General features: G+C 62.2%; 10 protein-coding genes. 3 read left to right on the forward strand and 7 right to left on the reverse strand.

What is annotated here, in order from left to right:
• Nucleotides 1-11 precede the first annotated feature (11 nt).
• Together rnr and topA are read right to left on the reverse strand one after the other, a co-directional pair.
• Nucleotides 12-2402: a ribonuclease R gene (gene rnr, locus J5274_RS11100; RefSeq protein ID WP_219274591.1), complete on the reverse strand. Its 2391-nt coding sequence runs from the start codon at nucleotides 2400-2402 to the stop codon at nucleotides 12-14.
• A complete protein-coding gene (gene topA, locus J5274_RS11105) occupies nucleotides 2399-5092 on the reverse strand; it encodes a type I DNA topoisomerase (RefSeq protein WP_142829014.1) in 2694 nt (897 codons plus the stop codon). Before topA ends, rnr begins: the two co-directional genes overlap by 4 nt.
• 256 nt (nucleotides 5093-5348) lie before the next feature.
• On the opposite strand from topA, the gene J5274_RS11110 reads away from it, so the two are divergent.
• Nucleotides 5349-5561 (forward strand): hypothetical protein, encoded by a 213-nt coding sequence (locus tag J5274_RS11110; RefSeq protein WP_111220607.1) that lies wholly within the window; start codon nucleotides 5349-5351, stop codon nucleotides 5559-5561.
• Here the strand turns inward: J5274_RS11110 and dprA are convergent.
• The 5 genes from dprA to J5274_RS11135 all read right to left on the reverse strand — a co-directional run bounded on the left by dprA (nucleotide 5535) and on the right by J5274_RS11135 (nucleotide 10923).
• Nucleotides 5535-6686 carry a DNA-processing protein DprA gene (dprA, locus tag J5274_RS11115; RefSeq protein WP_142829012.1) on the reverse strand — a complete coding sequence of 384 codons (1152 nt, stop codon included), beginning with the start codon at nucleotides 6684-6686 and terminating at the stop codon, nucleotides 5535-5537. The genes J5274_RS11110 and dprA overlap by 27 nt on opposite strands.
• A 4-nt stretch (nucleotides 6687-6690) precedes the next feature.
• Nucleotides 6691-7296: a glycerol-3-phosphate 1-O-acyltransferase PlsY gene (gene plsY, locus J5274_RS11120; RefSeq protein ID WP_142829064.1), complete on the reverse strand. Its 606-nt coding sequence runs from the start codon at nucleotides 7294-7296 to the stop codon at nucleotides 6691-6693.
• A gap of 47 nt (nucleotides 7297-7343) precedes the next feature.
• Nucleotides 7344-8633, reverse strand: coding sequence for a dihydroorotase (locus tag J5274_RS11125; RefSeq protein WP_142829010.1), 1290 nt, complete (start codon nucleotides 8631-8633; stop codon nucleotides 7344-7346).
• The gene (locus J5274_RS11130) at nucleotides 8630-9571 is read right to left on the reverse strand and encodes an aspartate carbamoyltransferase catalytic subunit (RefSeq protein ID WP_142829008.1); all 942 of its coding nucleotides are present in this window, start codon (nucleotides 9569-9571) and stop codon (nucleotides 8630-8632) included. The genes J5274_RS11125 and J5274_RS11130 overlap by 4 nt, the downstream gene beginning before the upstream one ends.
• Nucleotides 9572-9792: 221 nt before the next feature.
• On the reverse strand, nucleotides 9793-10923 hold the full coding sequence (locus tag J5274_RS11135) for a hypothetical protein (RefSeq protein ID WP_142829007.1): 1131 nt from the start codon (nucleotides 10921-10923) through the stop codon (nucleotides 9793-9795).
• A gap of 270 nt (nucleotides 10924-11193) precedes the next feature.
• On the opposite strand from J5274_RS11135, the gene J5274_RS11140 reads away from it, so the two are divergent.
• The gene (locus J5274_RS11140) at nucleotides 11194-12273 is read left to right on the forward strand and encodes an IS630 family transposase (RefSeq protein WP_111223089.1); all 1080 of its coding nucleotides are present in this window, start codon (nucleotides 11194-11196) and stop codon (nucleotides 12271-12273) included.
• 253 nt (nucleotides 12274-12526) lie between these two features.
• The gene (locus J5274_RS11145; protein WP_142829005.1) at nucleotides 12527-14185 is read left to right on the forward strand and encodes an acyl-CoA dehydrogenase family protein; all 1659 of its coding nucleotides are present in this window, start codon (nucleotides 12527-12529) and stop codon (nucleotides 14183-14185) included.
• Nucleotides 14186-14208 lie beyond the last annotated feature (23 nt).

Genomic DNA, 14208 nt, shown 5'->3' on the forward strand with positions numbered 1-14208 from the left:
CCCTCCAGCAGCTATTTACGTCCGCGCGGTGGCCTTGTCCCCGGCTTCTTGCGCACCGGCGTCGCGCCGCGTCCAGACTTGTGGAACGAGCGCATGCCACGCGGCAGTTCGCGGCCCTCGCTCAGCATCTCGAAGCGCAGGGCGCCCGCCAGCGGCACCGCTTCAACCAGCTTCACCTTGACGCTGTCGCCAAGCCGATAGCCGAGCCCTGTGCGGTCGCCGACCAGCGCCTGGTGCGCCTCGTCATAGATGTAATAGTCGTTGCCGAGCGTCGAGATCGGAATGAAACCATCGGCGCCGAATTCCGGCAGTCCGATGAACAGTCCCGACTTGGTGACGCCGCCAACGCGGCCGTCAAACTCTTCGCCGACACGGTTGCTCAGGTGATGGGCAATCAGGCGGTCTACGGTCTCGCGTTCGGCCGCCATGGCGCGCCGCTCGAAGGTCGAGATTTCGGCTGCGATGTCGTCGAGACCGGCTTCCTGCTCCGGCGTGATGCCGCCTTCGCCAAACCCGAGCGAACCCACCAGAGCGCGGTGAACGATAAGGTCGGCGTAGCGGCGGATCGGCGAGGTGAAGTGGGCGTACTTCATCAGGTTGAGGCCGAAATGGCCGATGTTTTCCGGGCTGTAGATCGCCTGGCTCTGGGAGCGCAGCACCATCTCGCTGACCATCGTCTGGTGCGGCGTGCCTTCTGCCTTGGCAAGGATACCGTTGAAATTGTTGGCCCGCATGTTGCCGCCCTTGGCGAGCGGAATGTCGAGCGTCGCAAGAAACGTTCCCAGGATCTCCTGCTTGGCGAGCGACGGGCCGTCATGGATGCGGAACACCAGCGGCTGCCGCTGCTTTTCCAGCGTCTCGGCAGCAGCGACGTTCGCCTGGATCATCATCTCTTCGATCAGTTTGTGCGCATCCAGCCGCGGCGGCACGACGACACGGTCGACAGTCCCGTCCGGCTTCAGCTGGATCTTGCGCTCGGGCATGTCGAGTTCCAGCGGCTGCCTGCGGTCGCGGCCGCGTTTCATCACGCCATAGGCATGGTAGAGCGGCTTCAGGATCGGTTCCAGCAGCGGTCCTGTCTGATCGTCAGGTGTTCCGTCGATCGCTGCCTGCGCCTGCTGGTAGGAGAGCTTGGCGGCACTCTTCATCATGATGCGGTGGAAGGTGTGGCCAATCTTGCGGCCCTCGCGCGAAAACACCATGCGCACGGCAATCGCCGGCCTGTCGACGCCTTCCTTCAGCGAGCAGAGATCGTTGGAGATCCGCTCCGGCAGCATCGGCACCACCCGGTCGGGGAAATAGACCGAGTTGCCGCGCTTCTGCGCCTCGCGGTCGAGCATGGAATTCGGCCTGACATACCAGGAGACGTCAGCGATTGCGACGTTGACGATGACGCCTTCGACATTGTCGGGAGAAGGGTCCAGCTCGGCATATACGGCGTCGTCGTGGTCCTTGGCGTCGGCCGGATCGATGGTGATCAATGGCACGTTGCGCCAGTCTTCGCGGCTTTTCATCGTCGCTGGCTTGGCATCGTCAGCCTCGGCCAGCACCGGCAGCGGGAAGATGTAGGGGATGCCATGGGCATGGATGGCAATCATCGAGATTGCCTTTTCCGAGCCGACGGAGCCAAGCACCGACAGGACTTTGGCGCGCGGCAGGCCAAAGCGGCCGAGACGCGCAACTTCGATCTCGACCAGGTCGCCATCCTTCGCGGTGCCGATATCCTCGGGATCGATGACCATTTCCTCGCCGCGCCGCTCCACCGGCATCAGCCGTCCGCCACCACCGGGCGTCTCTCGGAAAACGCCAAGTGCAGCACTGCGGCGGCGGTCTAGAACCTTGATGATCCGTGCCGTGTAAGCCGGTCCGCCGCGGTCTCCGGCCGGAAATATCTTTGCCAAAACCCGGTCGCCCATGCCGGCCACGGGTGCCTTGCCCTTGCCGTTGCGGCCGGCGGGCGAAGACGTCTGGCGGATGGCAACGGCAGGCGCGACGCCGGCATCTTCCGGCCATTCGGCCGGGCGGCCGATCAGCTCGCCGTCCTTGTCGCGGGTGGTGATGTCGAGCACGGTCACGGGGGGAAGGGCGCCGGGTCGCATCAGCGACTTGCGGTTCTTCTGCACCATGCCGTCCTCTTCGAGGTCGCGCAGCAGGTTTTTCAGCTCGACGCGTTGCTCGCCCTTCAGCCCGAAGGCCTTGGCCAGTTCGCGTTTGGAGGCTTGCTGTGGATGGTCGGCAATGAAGCGCAGAATGACTTCGCGCGGCGGCAATACACCCTGGACGATCGTGTCCCTGGCTGGCGCCGTAACATCACCCTTGGCAGCGCCAGTCTTGGCGGCACGCACGGGCTTGCCGAGACGACGTTCGACTGGCGACGGTCTGCTGCGCGGTTCTCTGCTCACTCTGCTGCCTTCTTCACTGTCTTCTTGGCGGCTGGCTTGGCCTTGGCCTTGGCTGCCGGCTTGGCGGCGGTCTTGGTCGTCTTTGCCGATGCGGCAGCGGTCTTCGTCTTCGCTGCTGCCTTCGCCTTCGGTGCGGCCTTGGCCTTGGCGGCAGCCTTCGGCTTGGCAGGCTTGCCGGCCTTCTCGACGATCAGGGCAAGCGCTTCCTCGACACTGACGCTCTGCGGATCCTTGCCCTTCGGCAACGTCGCATTGACCTTGCCCCAGTTGACATAGGGCCCATACTTGCCGTCGCGCACGGTGATCTTGCCGCCACCGTCCGGATGGTCGCCAAGGTCCTTCAACGCTGCCGGCGTGCCGCGACCGCTTGGGCCCTTGGCCTGCTTGTCGGCGAGCACCGTAACGGCGCGGTTGAGACCGACGGTGAATACGTCCTCGATGGTCTCGAGGTTGGCGTAGGAGCCGTCATGCAGCAGGAATGGCCCGTAGCGGCCGAGGCCGGACGAGATCATCTTGCCGCTTTCCGGATGCTTGCCGATATCGCGCGGCAGCGCGATCAGTGCCATCGCCTTCTCGTAATCGATATCCTCGGGCTTCCAACCCTTCGGCAGCGACGAGCGCTTGGCTTCCTTGCCCTCTCCACGCTGGATGTAGGGGCCGAAGCGACCGGAGCGCAGTGTCAGCTCTTCCTCGGTCACCGGATCCTTGCCGAGCGCCTTCGGCTCGCTGAGGCCGGTCGATTCCGCATCCGTGCCGCCTTCCGACGAGAGCTGGCGGGTGAAATTGCAGTCCGGATAGTTCGAGCAGCCAACAAAGGCGCCGTACTTGCCGAGCTTCAGCGACAGGTTGCCGGTGCCGCAGACCTGGCAGATGCGCGGATCGCTGCCGTCTTCGCGGGTCGGAAACACCAGCGGCGCCAGCGCCTCGTTCAGCGCATCGAGGACGTTGGTGACGCGCAGTTCCTTGGTGTCGTTGATCTGGGCGAAGAAAGCCGTCCAGAATTCGCGCAACACGTCCTTCCAGTTCAGTTCGCCGGCCGAGATTCGGTCGAGCTTTTCCTCGAGGTCGGCGGTGAAGTCGTATTCGACGTAGCGGGTGAAGAAGTTTTCGAGAAAGGCGGTGACCAGCCGGCCCTTGGCCTGCGGCACCAGCTTGCGCTTGTCGATCGTCACATAGTCGCGGTCGCGCAAGGTTGCCAGCGTTGCGGCATAGGTGGAAGGCCGGCCGATGCCGAGCTCTTCCATCTTCTTGATAAGTGTTGCTTCCGAATAGCGCGGTGGCGGTTCGGTGAAATGCTGCGTCGAGTTGATCTTCTGCTTGGCGAGGTTCTCGCGGGCGTTGATCTCCGGCAGGCGGCCGTCCTCTTCGCCATCATCGCTCTGCTCGCCGTCTTCCTTCTGGTCGGTATAGGCGGCGATGAAGCCATCGAAGCGGATGACGGAGCCAACGGCCCGCAGGCCGGCTTTGTCGCCACCATTGGTCGCCAGGATCTCGACGGTCGTCCGCTCGATCTCGGCAGACGCCATCTGGCTGGCAATCGCCCGTTTCCAAATCAGGTCGTAGAGACGAAGCTGGTCGGCATCGAGGGCGCTGCGCAGGTGATCGGGAATGCGTTCGAAGTCAGTAGGACGCACGGCCTCGTGCGCTTCCTGTGCATTCTTCGCCTTGCTCGAATAGAAACGGGCCTTTTCCGGCAGGTAGCGATTGCCGAACTGGCTGCCGATGGCGCTGCGCGCCGCATCGATCGCCTCCGGCGCCATCTGCACGCCATCGGTACGCATATAAGTAATAAGACCCACGGTCTCGCCACCGATGTCGATACCTTCATACAGCCGCTGCGCGACCTGCATGGTACGCGATGCGGAGAAGCCGAGCTTGGAAGAAGCCGCCTGCTGCAGCGTCGAGGTGGTGAACGGCGGCGAAGGATTGCGCTTGACGGGCTTCGCCTCGACGGTGTCGACGACGTAGCTGGCGCCTTCGAGCAATGTCTTGAGATTGCCGGCCTGTTCGCCGTTGGCAATCGAGCGGGCCTGCAGCCGCTTGCCGTCGGCGACCGTCAGGCGGGCTTCGAATTCATCGCCGCGCGGCGTCTTCAGCAGCGCCGAGAGGTTCCAGTATTCTTCGGAGACAAAGCGCTCGATTTCGGATTCGCGGTCGCAAACCAGACGCAGGGAAACAGACTGCACGCGGCCGGCAGAGCGGGCGCCGGGCAGCTTGCGCCATAGCACCGGCGACAGGTTGAAGCCGACGAGATAGTCGAGGGCCCGGCGCGCCAGATAGGCATCGACCAGCGGTCCGTCGATATCGCGCGGGTTGGCCATGGCGTCGAGAACGGATTTCTTGGTGATGGCGTTGAAGACGACGCGCTGCACCTTCTTGGTGCCGATCACCTTCTTCTTGTTGAGAAGGTCGAGCACATGCCAGGAGATCGCTTCACCTTCGCGATCAGGGTCGGTCGCGAGGATCAGGCCATCGGCCGTCTTCATGGCGTCCGTGATATCCTTCATGCGCTTGGCCGAGGCCGCGTCGACTTCCCAGAGCATCTCGAAGTCCTGGTCGGGCAAAACCGAACCATCCTTGGCGGGCAGATCGCGCACGTGACCGAAAGACGCCAGGACCTTGTAGTTGGGTCCCAGATATTTGTTGATCGTCTTGGCCTTGGCAGGCGATTCTACCACTACAACATTCATGATCATTCTCTAATTAGGAGGTCGCGCTGAGGAGAAACAGGCGGGTGTCCGGGCAATCTTCACTTCCCGGCCCCTCGACATGGACAGTGAAATCGCTGCGGTCAAGAGGGACGGTGCATTTTTGCCGCCTGCAACGTGACGCAACTTTTACGAGATATTAAACGTATTGCAATTATAGATAAATGCTTTATCGTCTTTGATATGCAGAGATAACGACAGTCCATGCAGTGATACACCCTTGCGACGGGAAGACGAAATGACGTCCAAACCTGTGAAAAATAAGGGAGGGCAGACCTCCATGGAAAGCTTTGCATTCATCCGCCAGATGTTGGGCGAGTTGCGGCAGGTGGCAGAAAGGGAACGTGCCGATCTTCTGTGCTACCTTCTGGAGATGGCCTACGTCGAGGCCGGCGACCTCCAGGCCGGCCATCGACCCCTCGCATCAATCCAGCATGGCGAGCGACACTAGCCCGCCGGGGTGTCGATGCAACCGTCCGGCGAGATCGAGTTCGATCAGGACCAGGTAGACCGATGCCGCCGCCAGCACCGTGTGGCGGATGATGTCGTCGATCTCGACCGGCGTGGGCCCGAGCGAATCGACGATGCGGGCGCGGTCGTTGTCATCGGGCGGCAGGAGCATCGGCTTGCCGGGATCTTCGCCAGGCTCCTCCGCCATCGGCGTCGAGAACAGGTCGATCTCCGACAGCGGCGCCAGCGCCTCGATGATATCGCCGGGGCTGGTCGCGATCATTGCGCCATCCTTCAGCAAGCCGTTCGTTCCCTGACAGCGCGGATCGAGCGGCGAGCCGGGCACGGCAAACACCAGCCGCCCGAATTCCCCGGCAAGCCGCGCCGTGATCAACGAGCCGGAGCGTGTCGCCGCCTCGACGACCACCAGACCCAGCGCGGCCCCAGCGATAAGTCGATTGCGACGGGGGAAGTCGCGGGCCCTCGGCTCCCAGCCGAATGGCATCTCGCTCAGCGCCATGCCATCGCCGTTCCAGATTTCATTGAGCAATCCGACGTTTTCGGGCGGGTAGGGCTGGTCCAGTCCTCCGGCCAGTGCCGCGATGGTGCCGGTCTCGATACTGGCCCGATGGGCTGCCGTATCGATGCCGCGCGCCAGCCCAGAGATCACCGCATAGCCGGCACGACCGCAGTCCCGCGCGATCATTGCCGCGAACTTGGCGCCGCTGATCGAGGCATTGCGCGAGCCGACGACACCGACCACGGGCTTCGTGCCCGTGGCAAGATTGCCCTTGGCCGCCAGCAGCGGCGGAGCACCGTCGATCTGCCGCAGCGCCGGAGGATAGTCGGGTTCGCCGATGCCGATGAAGCGCGCTCCGAAGCGCTCGGCAATCTCCAGTTCGCGCAGGGCATCGCTTTCGCTGCAGATGCGGATAGCCCGCGTTGCGCCGCCGCGCTGCGACAATTCCGGCAGCATCGCGAGCGCGGTTTCGGCCGAGCCGAAGTGGTTGATGAGGTCGCGGAAGGTGGCAGGCCCGACATTGTCGGAGCGGATCAGCCTGAGCCAGGCAATCCGTTGTTTTTCCGTCAGCGCAATCCCAGACCGTCTTGCGCTGTCCGTGGCCATGAACCTACCCCTTGGATCCGATCTTGCTTTCCGTCCCTGCAGTCAGCCTGGCGATGTTGGCCTTGTGTTTCCACCAGCAGATGAGGCTCATCAGCGTCATCGCCGCAGCAATCTTGTCGGGTCCCACTATCCACAGCGCAACCGGAATAACAAGTGTTGCAACCAGTGCGGACAGCGACGAGTACCGGCTGAGGAAGGCGCAAGTGAGCCAGACGACCGCAAACAGCAGCACCATAACCGGCGCCAGCGCCAGCAGGATACCGATATAGGTTGCCACACCCTTGCCGCCCCTGAAGCCGATCCAGACCGGAAAGATATGGCCGATGAACGCAGCAAAGCCCGCCAGCAGACCGGCCTCTGCGCCAAAAAGCCGCGTGCAGACAAATGCGGCGAGGGTGCCTTTGAGGGCATCGAGCAGCATCGTTGCGACTGCGAGCTTTTTGCTGCCGGTGCGCAGCACATTGGTTGCCCCGATGCTGCCGGAGCCGATTGACCTGACATCGCCGAGCCCGGCCATGCGGGTCAACACCAGTCCAAAGGGGATGGAGCCCAGCAGATAGCCGATAGCAAGGGCTGCCAGCGCTAGCGGCACGGTGATCTGCCAGTTCATGATGTCGTTCAAATCGTCCCCCTATAGTCCGGCATTTCCATCCGTTTTCAGTTCAGCGAATAGACCAATGCGCCCCCCACATAGGTCGCTACCGCCCGGCCGCTGAACCGGGCATCCTCGAACGGTGTATTCTTCGAGCGCGACAGAAGCATGTCCTTGGCGACAAGCCAAGGCTCGTCGATATCGATCAGCGTGATATCGGCTTTCGCGCCCGGCTGGAGCGTGCCGGCATCGAGCCCGAAGATCTGGGCCGGTCGCGTCGAGAGAGCATCGATCAGCCGCATCAGGCTGACCTGGCCGCTGTGGTGGAGGCGCAGGGCCGCGGCCAGCATGGTTTCCAGCCCGATGGCGCCGTCCGCCGCCTCAGCGAAAGGCAGCCGCTTGGTGTCGACATCCTGCGGATCGTGCGAGGAGACGATGATGTCGATCGTGCCATCGGCGAGCGCTTCGATCATAGCCATCCGGTCGTCTTCGGGTCTGAGCGGCGGATAGAGCTTGAAGAACGTACGGTATTCGCCGATGTCGTTCTCGTTCAGCGCCAGATTGTTGATTGAGATGCCGCAGGTGACCTTGGCGCCGCGTTTCCGGGCGCTCCTGATCGCCTCGGCCGACTCAGGCACCGAAATCATCGCGGCGTGGTAGTTGCTGCGGGTCAGTGCCGCGATCCGGAGGTCGCGCTCGAGCGGGATGATCTCTGCTTCCTTCGGAATACCCGACAGGCCGAGCCAGCTGGCGAACAGGCCTTCGTTCATGACGCCCTCTGCGCCGAGATGTTCGTCGCGCGGCACGGAAGCAATGACGGCGCCGAACTCGCGGCCGTAGGTCATAACCCGGCGCAGCACCTGCGCGTCGTGGATGCTGGCATGGCCATCTGTAAAGGCCACGGCGCCGGCTTCCCTCAACAGGCCGATCTCGGTCATTTCAGTGCCGGCCAGCCCCTTGGTAAGGGCAGCGGCGGGATAGACATTCACGACCGCCTTGTCGCGCGCCGTTTTCTTGACGAATTCGACCAGCGCGATGTCGTCTATGACGGGATCGGTATCCGGCATCATGATAAAGGAGGTTATGCCGCCGGCTGCTGCAGCGCGGCTGGCCGAGGCAATCGTCTCGCGGTACTCGCTGCCGGGTTCGCCGACATGCACGCGGGCATCCACGAGGCCGGGCACCGCTATCAGCCCGGCGCAATCGCGCACGGTGGCGCCCGCCGGAAACGGCAGGCCATCGGCTTGCTTGCCGGATGCAACGATGACGCCGTTCTCGACGATAACGGTGCCGGTCTCGTCGAGCTGGCGTGAGGGGTCGATGATGCGGACGTTGGTGAGGACGATGGTGTTCATGCGCGCGGCCCCTGGTTCTGCGAGACAAGCAGCGTTTCCATCACGGCCATCCTGACGGCGACCCCCATTTCCACCTGTTCGGCAATGACGCTCTGCGGGCCGTCGGCCACCTCGGAGGCGATTTCGACGCCACGGTTCATCGGCCCCGGATGCATCACAAGCGCATCCTCCTTGGCGGCTTTCAGCGTCTCGGCATCGAGCCCGTAGAAATGGAAATACTCGCGCACCGAAGGCACGAAGGCGCCGGACATGCGCTCGCGCTGCAAGCGCAGCATCATCACCACGTCTGCATCCTTCAAGCCTTCCTTCATCGAGTGGCAGATTTCCACGCCCATCTCGGCCATCCCGGTCGGCAGCAGCGTCGCCGGCGCCACGACGCGCACCCGGGCGCCCATGGCGTTGAGCAGCAATATGTTGGAGCGGGCGACGCGCGAATGCAGGACGTCGCCGCAGATAGCAACGATGATCCGCGACAGCTTGCCCTTGGCACGGCGGATGGTCAGCGCGTCCAGCAGCGCCTGGGTCGGATGCTCGTGCTGGCCATCGCCGGCATTGACGACGGCGCAGGAGACTTTTTGAGCCAACAATGCGGCAGCGCCGGCGCTCGAATGGCGGATGATCAGCACGTCCGGCCGCATGGCATTCAGCGTCATCGCCGTGTCGATGAGGGTTTCGCCCTTCTTCACCGAGGAATTGCCGACCGACATGTTCATGACGTCGGCGCCAAGCCGCTTGCCGGCGAGTTCGAACGACGCCTGCGTCCGCGTCGAGGCTTCAAAGAAAAGGTTGATCTGCGTCAGCCCGCGCAGCGTCGACGTCTTCTTCTCGCGCTGCCGGCTGATCTTCACCGCCTCGTCCGCCTTGTCGAGCAGATAGGTGATATCCTGCTCTTTGAGACCTTTGATGCCGATAAGGTGGCGGTGGGGAAAAAAGACCATGCGGGCGCCCTCGGATGTCGTCAGGGGCTCTATAATGAGCGCGCGGCGAGGGGGCAAGGCGGTTCGGAGAGTTCAGGCCGGGCGGGGCGACTTCGGCAACATGTTTATGGTGTTCCTTGGCAACTCGGGATCTATGCGTACCCGCTTGGGTCGGGCGGAAGAGAATGGCTTGCGCAATATCCCCGTCCGCCAATGTCCAATGGCCGACGTATTGCTTCAGGCTAGATGAGTTTGGGAATGACTCGATAGGTCGGAGCGCGCTCAATCCGATTACAGATAGCGGCCATGCGCGGATTTGCACGTTTGGCCTGTCGAAAACTCTCAAATGTCCGTTTGTCGACCATTGTAACGTCGGCATAGGGCGCAAGGCACGCCAGATAGCCATCGTTGAGTTCGCTGCCTTTGCGTTCGTTAAGCGTGGCGGCATGTTTGCGCAAGTTTGACGAGATGATCCACGATGGCAACCGATCCATCTTGACCGAGCGTTTCAGTTCAGGGAACGGAATGCCCATCCCCTCAGTGCAAATCTTCATCTGTTTTAGAAACTGCCCATGGTCGAGCACCTCGCCAAGGGTAGCGGTAACGTCGACGTCTGAAGGCTCTATTTCAAAGTATGCGAGAGATTGCCACACAAGATCCGCAGCCTTCAATGGCAAATGCTCGATCTCATCCGCGACTTTTTCCATGAACCCGCCAGCAATATCGTTGGGATCGGAGATCCTTCCGTCACCATATTTTCTGATATCCATCGCCAGACTGCCTCGAATCACATCCAATTGGCGACTCATGGACACCTTCGAACGGATCCGGCCGCCCAGTAATTCCGACATGGGTTTTGATCTTAGATCGACCGCCGTCGAGTGTGTGATAGCGACGTGGCTGCGGGCCTTGTGAGAACGAGCAAGAAAAAGCTTCCGCAATGCGAGCCAAACGTCTGGGTCAGAGCCGAGCATGTCTTCGCCGGTGCCTACGCGAATGATGGAACTGGTGACACGCGAACGCAATGTGGCGAGGTCATCGCCTGGATTGTGGTAGGCGGACAGGGCCTCTGCACCTAATATCGAGGTTATGCCGCCAATATCACCCTGCACGGATGACGTCGCAATCCAGGCAACGAGAGGCAGTGCATGAAGGAAGCGCAGGCGCGATCGCACCAAAACTTCATCATCGATAGCGCAAAGCTCTTCTAGATGATGGAGCGTCACCATAGGGATCGTGCCGGAATCCTCTAGCCACGACGAAAATTCCTCCGAATGGCGGCGTGCTACTGCATCGGTCGAAGACTTGTCACGCTGCCATTGCGTTAAATGTGACGTGTCGAGCGCCAAGTAGGTTGGCTTCAGTAGGATCACCCGGCATCCCTTCATTAGTCAAAAAATTACATCTGGTTGTCGTCCCAACGCTGCGCACAAAACGGTGAGGGCTTGGCTGACTGTTGTCGATCCAAAGTAAAGTCGTATTTCAGAAACGGCTTCAGGAGGTGGTAGCACACGAAACTGGTTCAAATCCTCCAGCATATTGAACAAAGTATCATTAGAGCGTTTCGGGGCCTAGTGGTTACCGCCTGACATAAGAGTCCTGTATGGGATTCCATTTGCTGGGTTGGCATGCGAGTCTGGCGCATGCGCACAGGAATATCGTTCACCGTTTCGCCAACAGATCACCAACGCCTGATGGCCTTGACCAGGGATCGCAATGCGCCCCAAAAGCACGTCTGGCGGGCCGAGATCATCCTGCTGAGTGCCGATGGCGTCGGAACTGTCGAGATTATGCGCCAGACCGGCAAATCGAAGACCTGCGTATGGCGCTGGCAAGAGCGCTTCGCCACAGAAGGCGTCGAGGGTCTCCTGCGCGACAAGACGCGGCCGTCGCGTATTGTGCGGCTCGGACCCGATGTCGCCGAGCGTGTGGTGGCCCTGACGCTGGCTGATCCGCCGGGCGAGACGACGCACTGGACGGCCGACATGATGGCGACGGCCGCCGGCATCAGCGCCAGCGCAGTCAGGCGTATCTGGAAAGCGCATGGCCTCGCACCTCATCGGTGGCGGCAGTTCAAATTGTCCAACGACCCGAAATTCGTCGACAAGCTGCGAGACGTTGTCGGCCTCTATGTTGATCCGCCAGCCCACGCCGTCGTGTTGTCGGTCGATGAGAAAAGCCAAATCCAGGCGCTCGACCGCACCCAGCCGGGCCTGCCGATGAAGAAGGGTCGGCTCGGCACCATGACCCACGACTACAAGCGGCACGGCACAACCACGCTGTTTGCCGCCCTCAACGTGCTCGACGGCACCGTCATCGGCCGCAACATGCAGCGTCATCGTCATCAGGAGTTCATCCGCTTCCTCAACGCCATTAACGCCCAGGTGCCGGACGACAAGGCCGTCCACGTCATCCTCGACAACTATGCTGCCCACAAGCATCCCAAGGTGAGAGCCTGGCTCGACCGTCACGAGCGTTTCACCTTCCACTTCACTCCGACTTCAAGCTCATGGCTCAACGCGGTGGAGGGTTTCTTCGCCAGGCTGTCGAAGCGGCGTCTGAAACGCGGCGTTTTCCATTCCGTCGTCGATCTCCAGGCCGCCATCAACCGTTTCCTCGTTGAGCACAACAAAAAGCCAAAGCCCTTCACTTGGACCGCCGATCCCGACAAAATCATCGCCGCCGTTAAACGCGGGCACCAAGCGTTAGATTCCATCCACTAGTATGGGATACGATGGCACTACAGCTACCCAGAAGTACTTGGCGGTCGCCTCCAGTTTCACGGGCATACGCAGACATGGCGGTTGCCATCCCGCTGGCGGAGGCCAAGACCAACTGCTCCGTGTGGGAATGCGACGACCTTTCGTCTGAAGCTTCGCAGCATCCAGCGCGAATAAGCCAGCCCCACTGTGTACATCGCCATGAATCTTTTGCCTGGACGTTTCCACCATAGGTGACTTCGGCTAGAAGCGAATCATGACCCAAGCGCCCCGGAACGAAGACCCGTTGACCGATCTGAACCAGCCGAGCCTTTGGTCCGGCATCAATGCCTACCGTTCCGATCCGCTGATCGTTGACCTGACGGCCAATCTGCCGCGCAGCATTCGCGAAGACCTCGAGCAGATGGGGCGTTTCGTGACGTCGCATGAAGCGCAGGAATTGGCACGGATGGCAAACCAGGGCGTGCCGCAGCTGAAGACGCACGGGCCGCGCGGCGAACGGCTGGATATCGTCGAGTTCCATCCGGCCTGGCATGCGCTGATGCGCCGCTCGATGTCGGCGGGGCTTCATTCCTCGATCTGGGATCCGCAGGCGGATGTCGAGGCCAAGGACCAGGCGCACAAGGTACGAGCCGCGCGCTTCTACCTGACAGCGCAGCTCGAATGCGGCCATCTCTGCCCGCTGACGATGACCAGCGCCTCGGTGGCGGCGATGATGGCAGCCCCTGCGGTCCAGAAGGACTGGGCGCCAAAAATCCTGTCGCGGAAATATGATTCCACCAACAAGCCGGCCATGCAGAAATCCGCCGTCACCATCGGCATGGGTATGACGGAAAAGCAGGGCGGCACGGATGTGCGCGCCAATGTCACGTCGGCCGAGCGGGTGGGGGAGGGCATCTATCGGCTCTCCGGCCACAAATGGTTCCTGTCGGCGCCGATGAGCGATGCCTTCGTCATGCTCGCCCAGACGGGCGACGGGCTGGGCTGCTTCCTGGTGCCACGGCTGCTCGAGGACGGCTCGGCCAACGGGCTGCATTTCCAGCGCCTGAAGGACAAGATCGGCAACCGCTCGAATGCGTCCGCCGAAGTTGAATTCACCGATACGTTCGGCTTCCTGCTCGGCACTCCCGATGGCGGCGTCCGGACGATTCTCGACATGGTGACCCTGACGCGGCTCGATTGTGCGCTGGCGTCGTCGGGCATCATGCGCGCGTCGCTCGCCGAAGCGGTGCACCACGCGCGCGGTCGCAGCGTGTTCGGCAAGCCGCTGGTGAGCCAACCGATCATGACGCGCGTGCTCGCAGACATGGCGCTCGACGTCGCCGGTGCGACTGCCCTTTCGTTCCGTCTGGCCGAAGCCTTCGACAAGGCCCGCGACAGCGCTGACGACGCAGCCTACGCCCGGGTGATGACGCCGGTTGCCAAATACTGGTGCTGCAAGATCGCCCCGGCGCTGATCTACGAGGCGATGGAATGCATCGGCGGCAGCGGCTATATCGAGGAACGCCCCATTGCTCGCCACTACCGCGAGGCGCCGGTCAACGCCATCTGGGAAGGCTCCGGCAATGTCATGGCGCTCGATCTTCTGCGCGTTCTCAACCGTGGTCGAGACCTGTTTGAAACGGTATTCGCCGGACTTGCCCGCGATCTCGGTCCGGCCGGCAAGAAGACCATCGCCGTGCTGCGTGCCGCCATGGCGCTCTGCGAGCGCGACGAGGGCGCTGCCCGGCTGCTGATCGAGCAGCTCGCCTTGGCTGCCGCCGCCGCCGAACTCTACCGGCTCGGTGCCGGCAAAGTCGCCGATGCCTTCATCGAAACGCGTCTGGCCGGCGGCTGGCGCTCGACCTACGGCATGCTCGACAGCCGTTTCGACGCCAGCTACATCGTCGACCTGCTCTATCCACCCGCGACCTGACGGAGAGTTCGGCGCGCATCGAA

Source organism: Rhizobium sp. L51/94, assembly GCF_019355555.1.
Taxonomy (GTDB): Bacteria; Pseudomonadota; Alphaproteobacteria; order Rhizobiales; family Rhizobiaceae; genus Rhizobium; species Rhizobium rhododendri.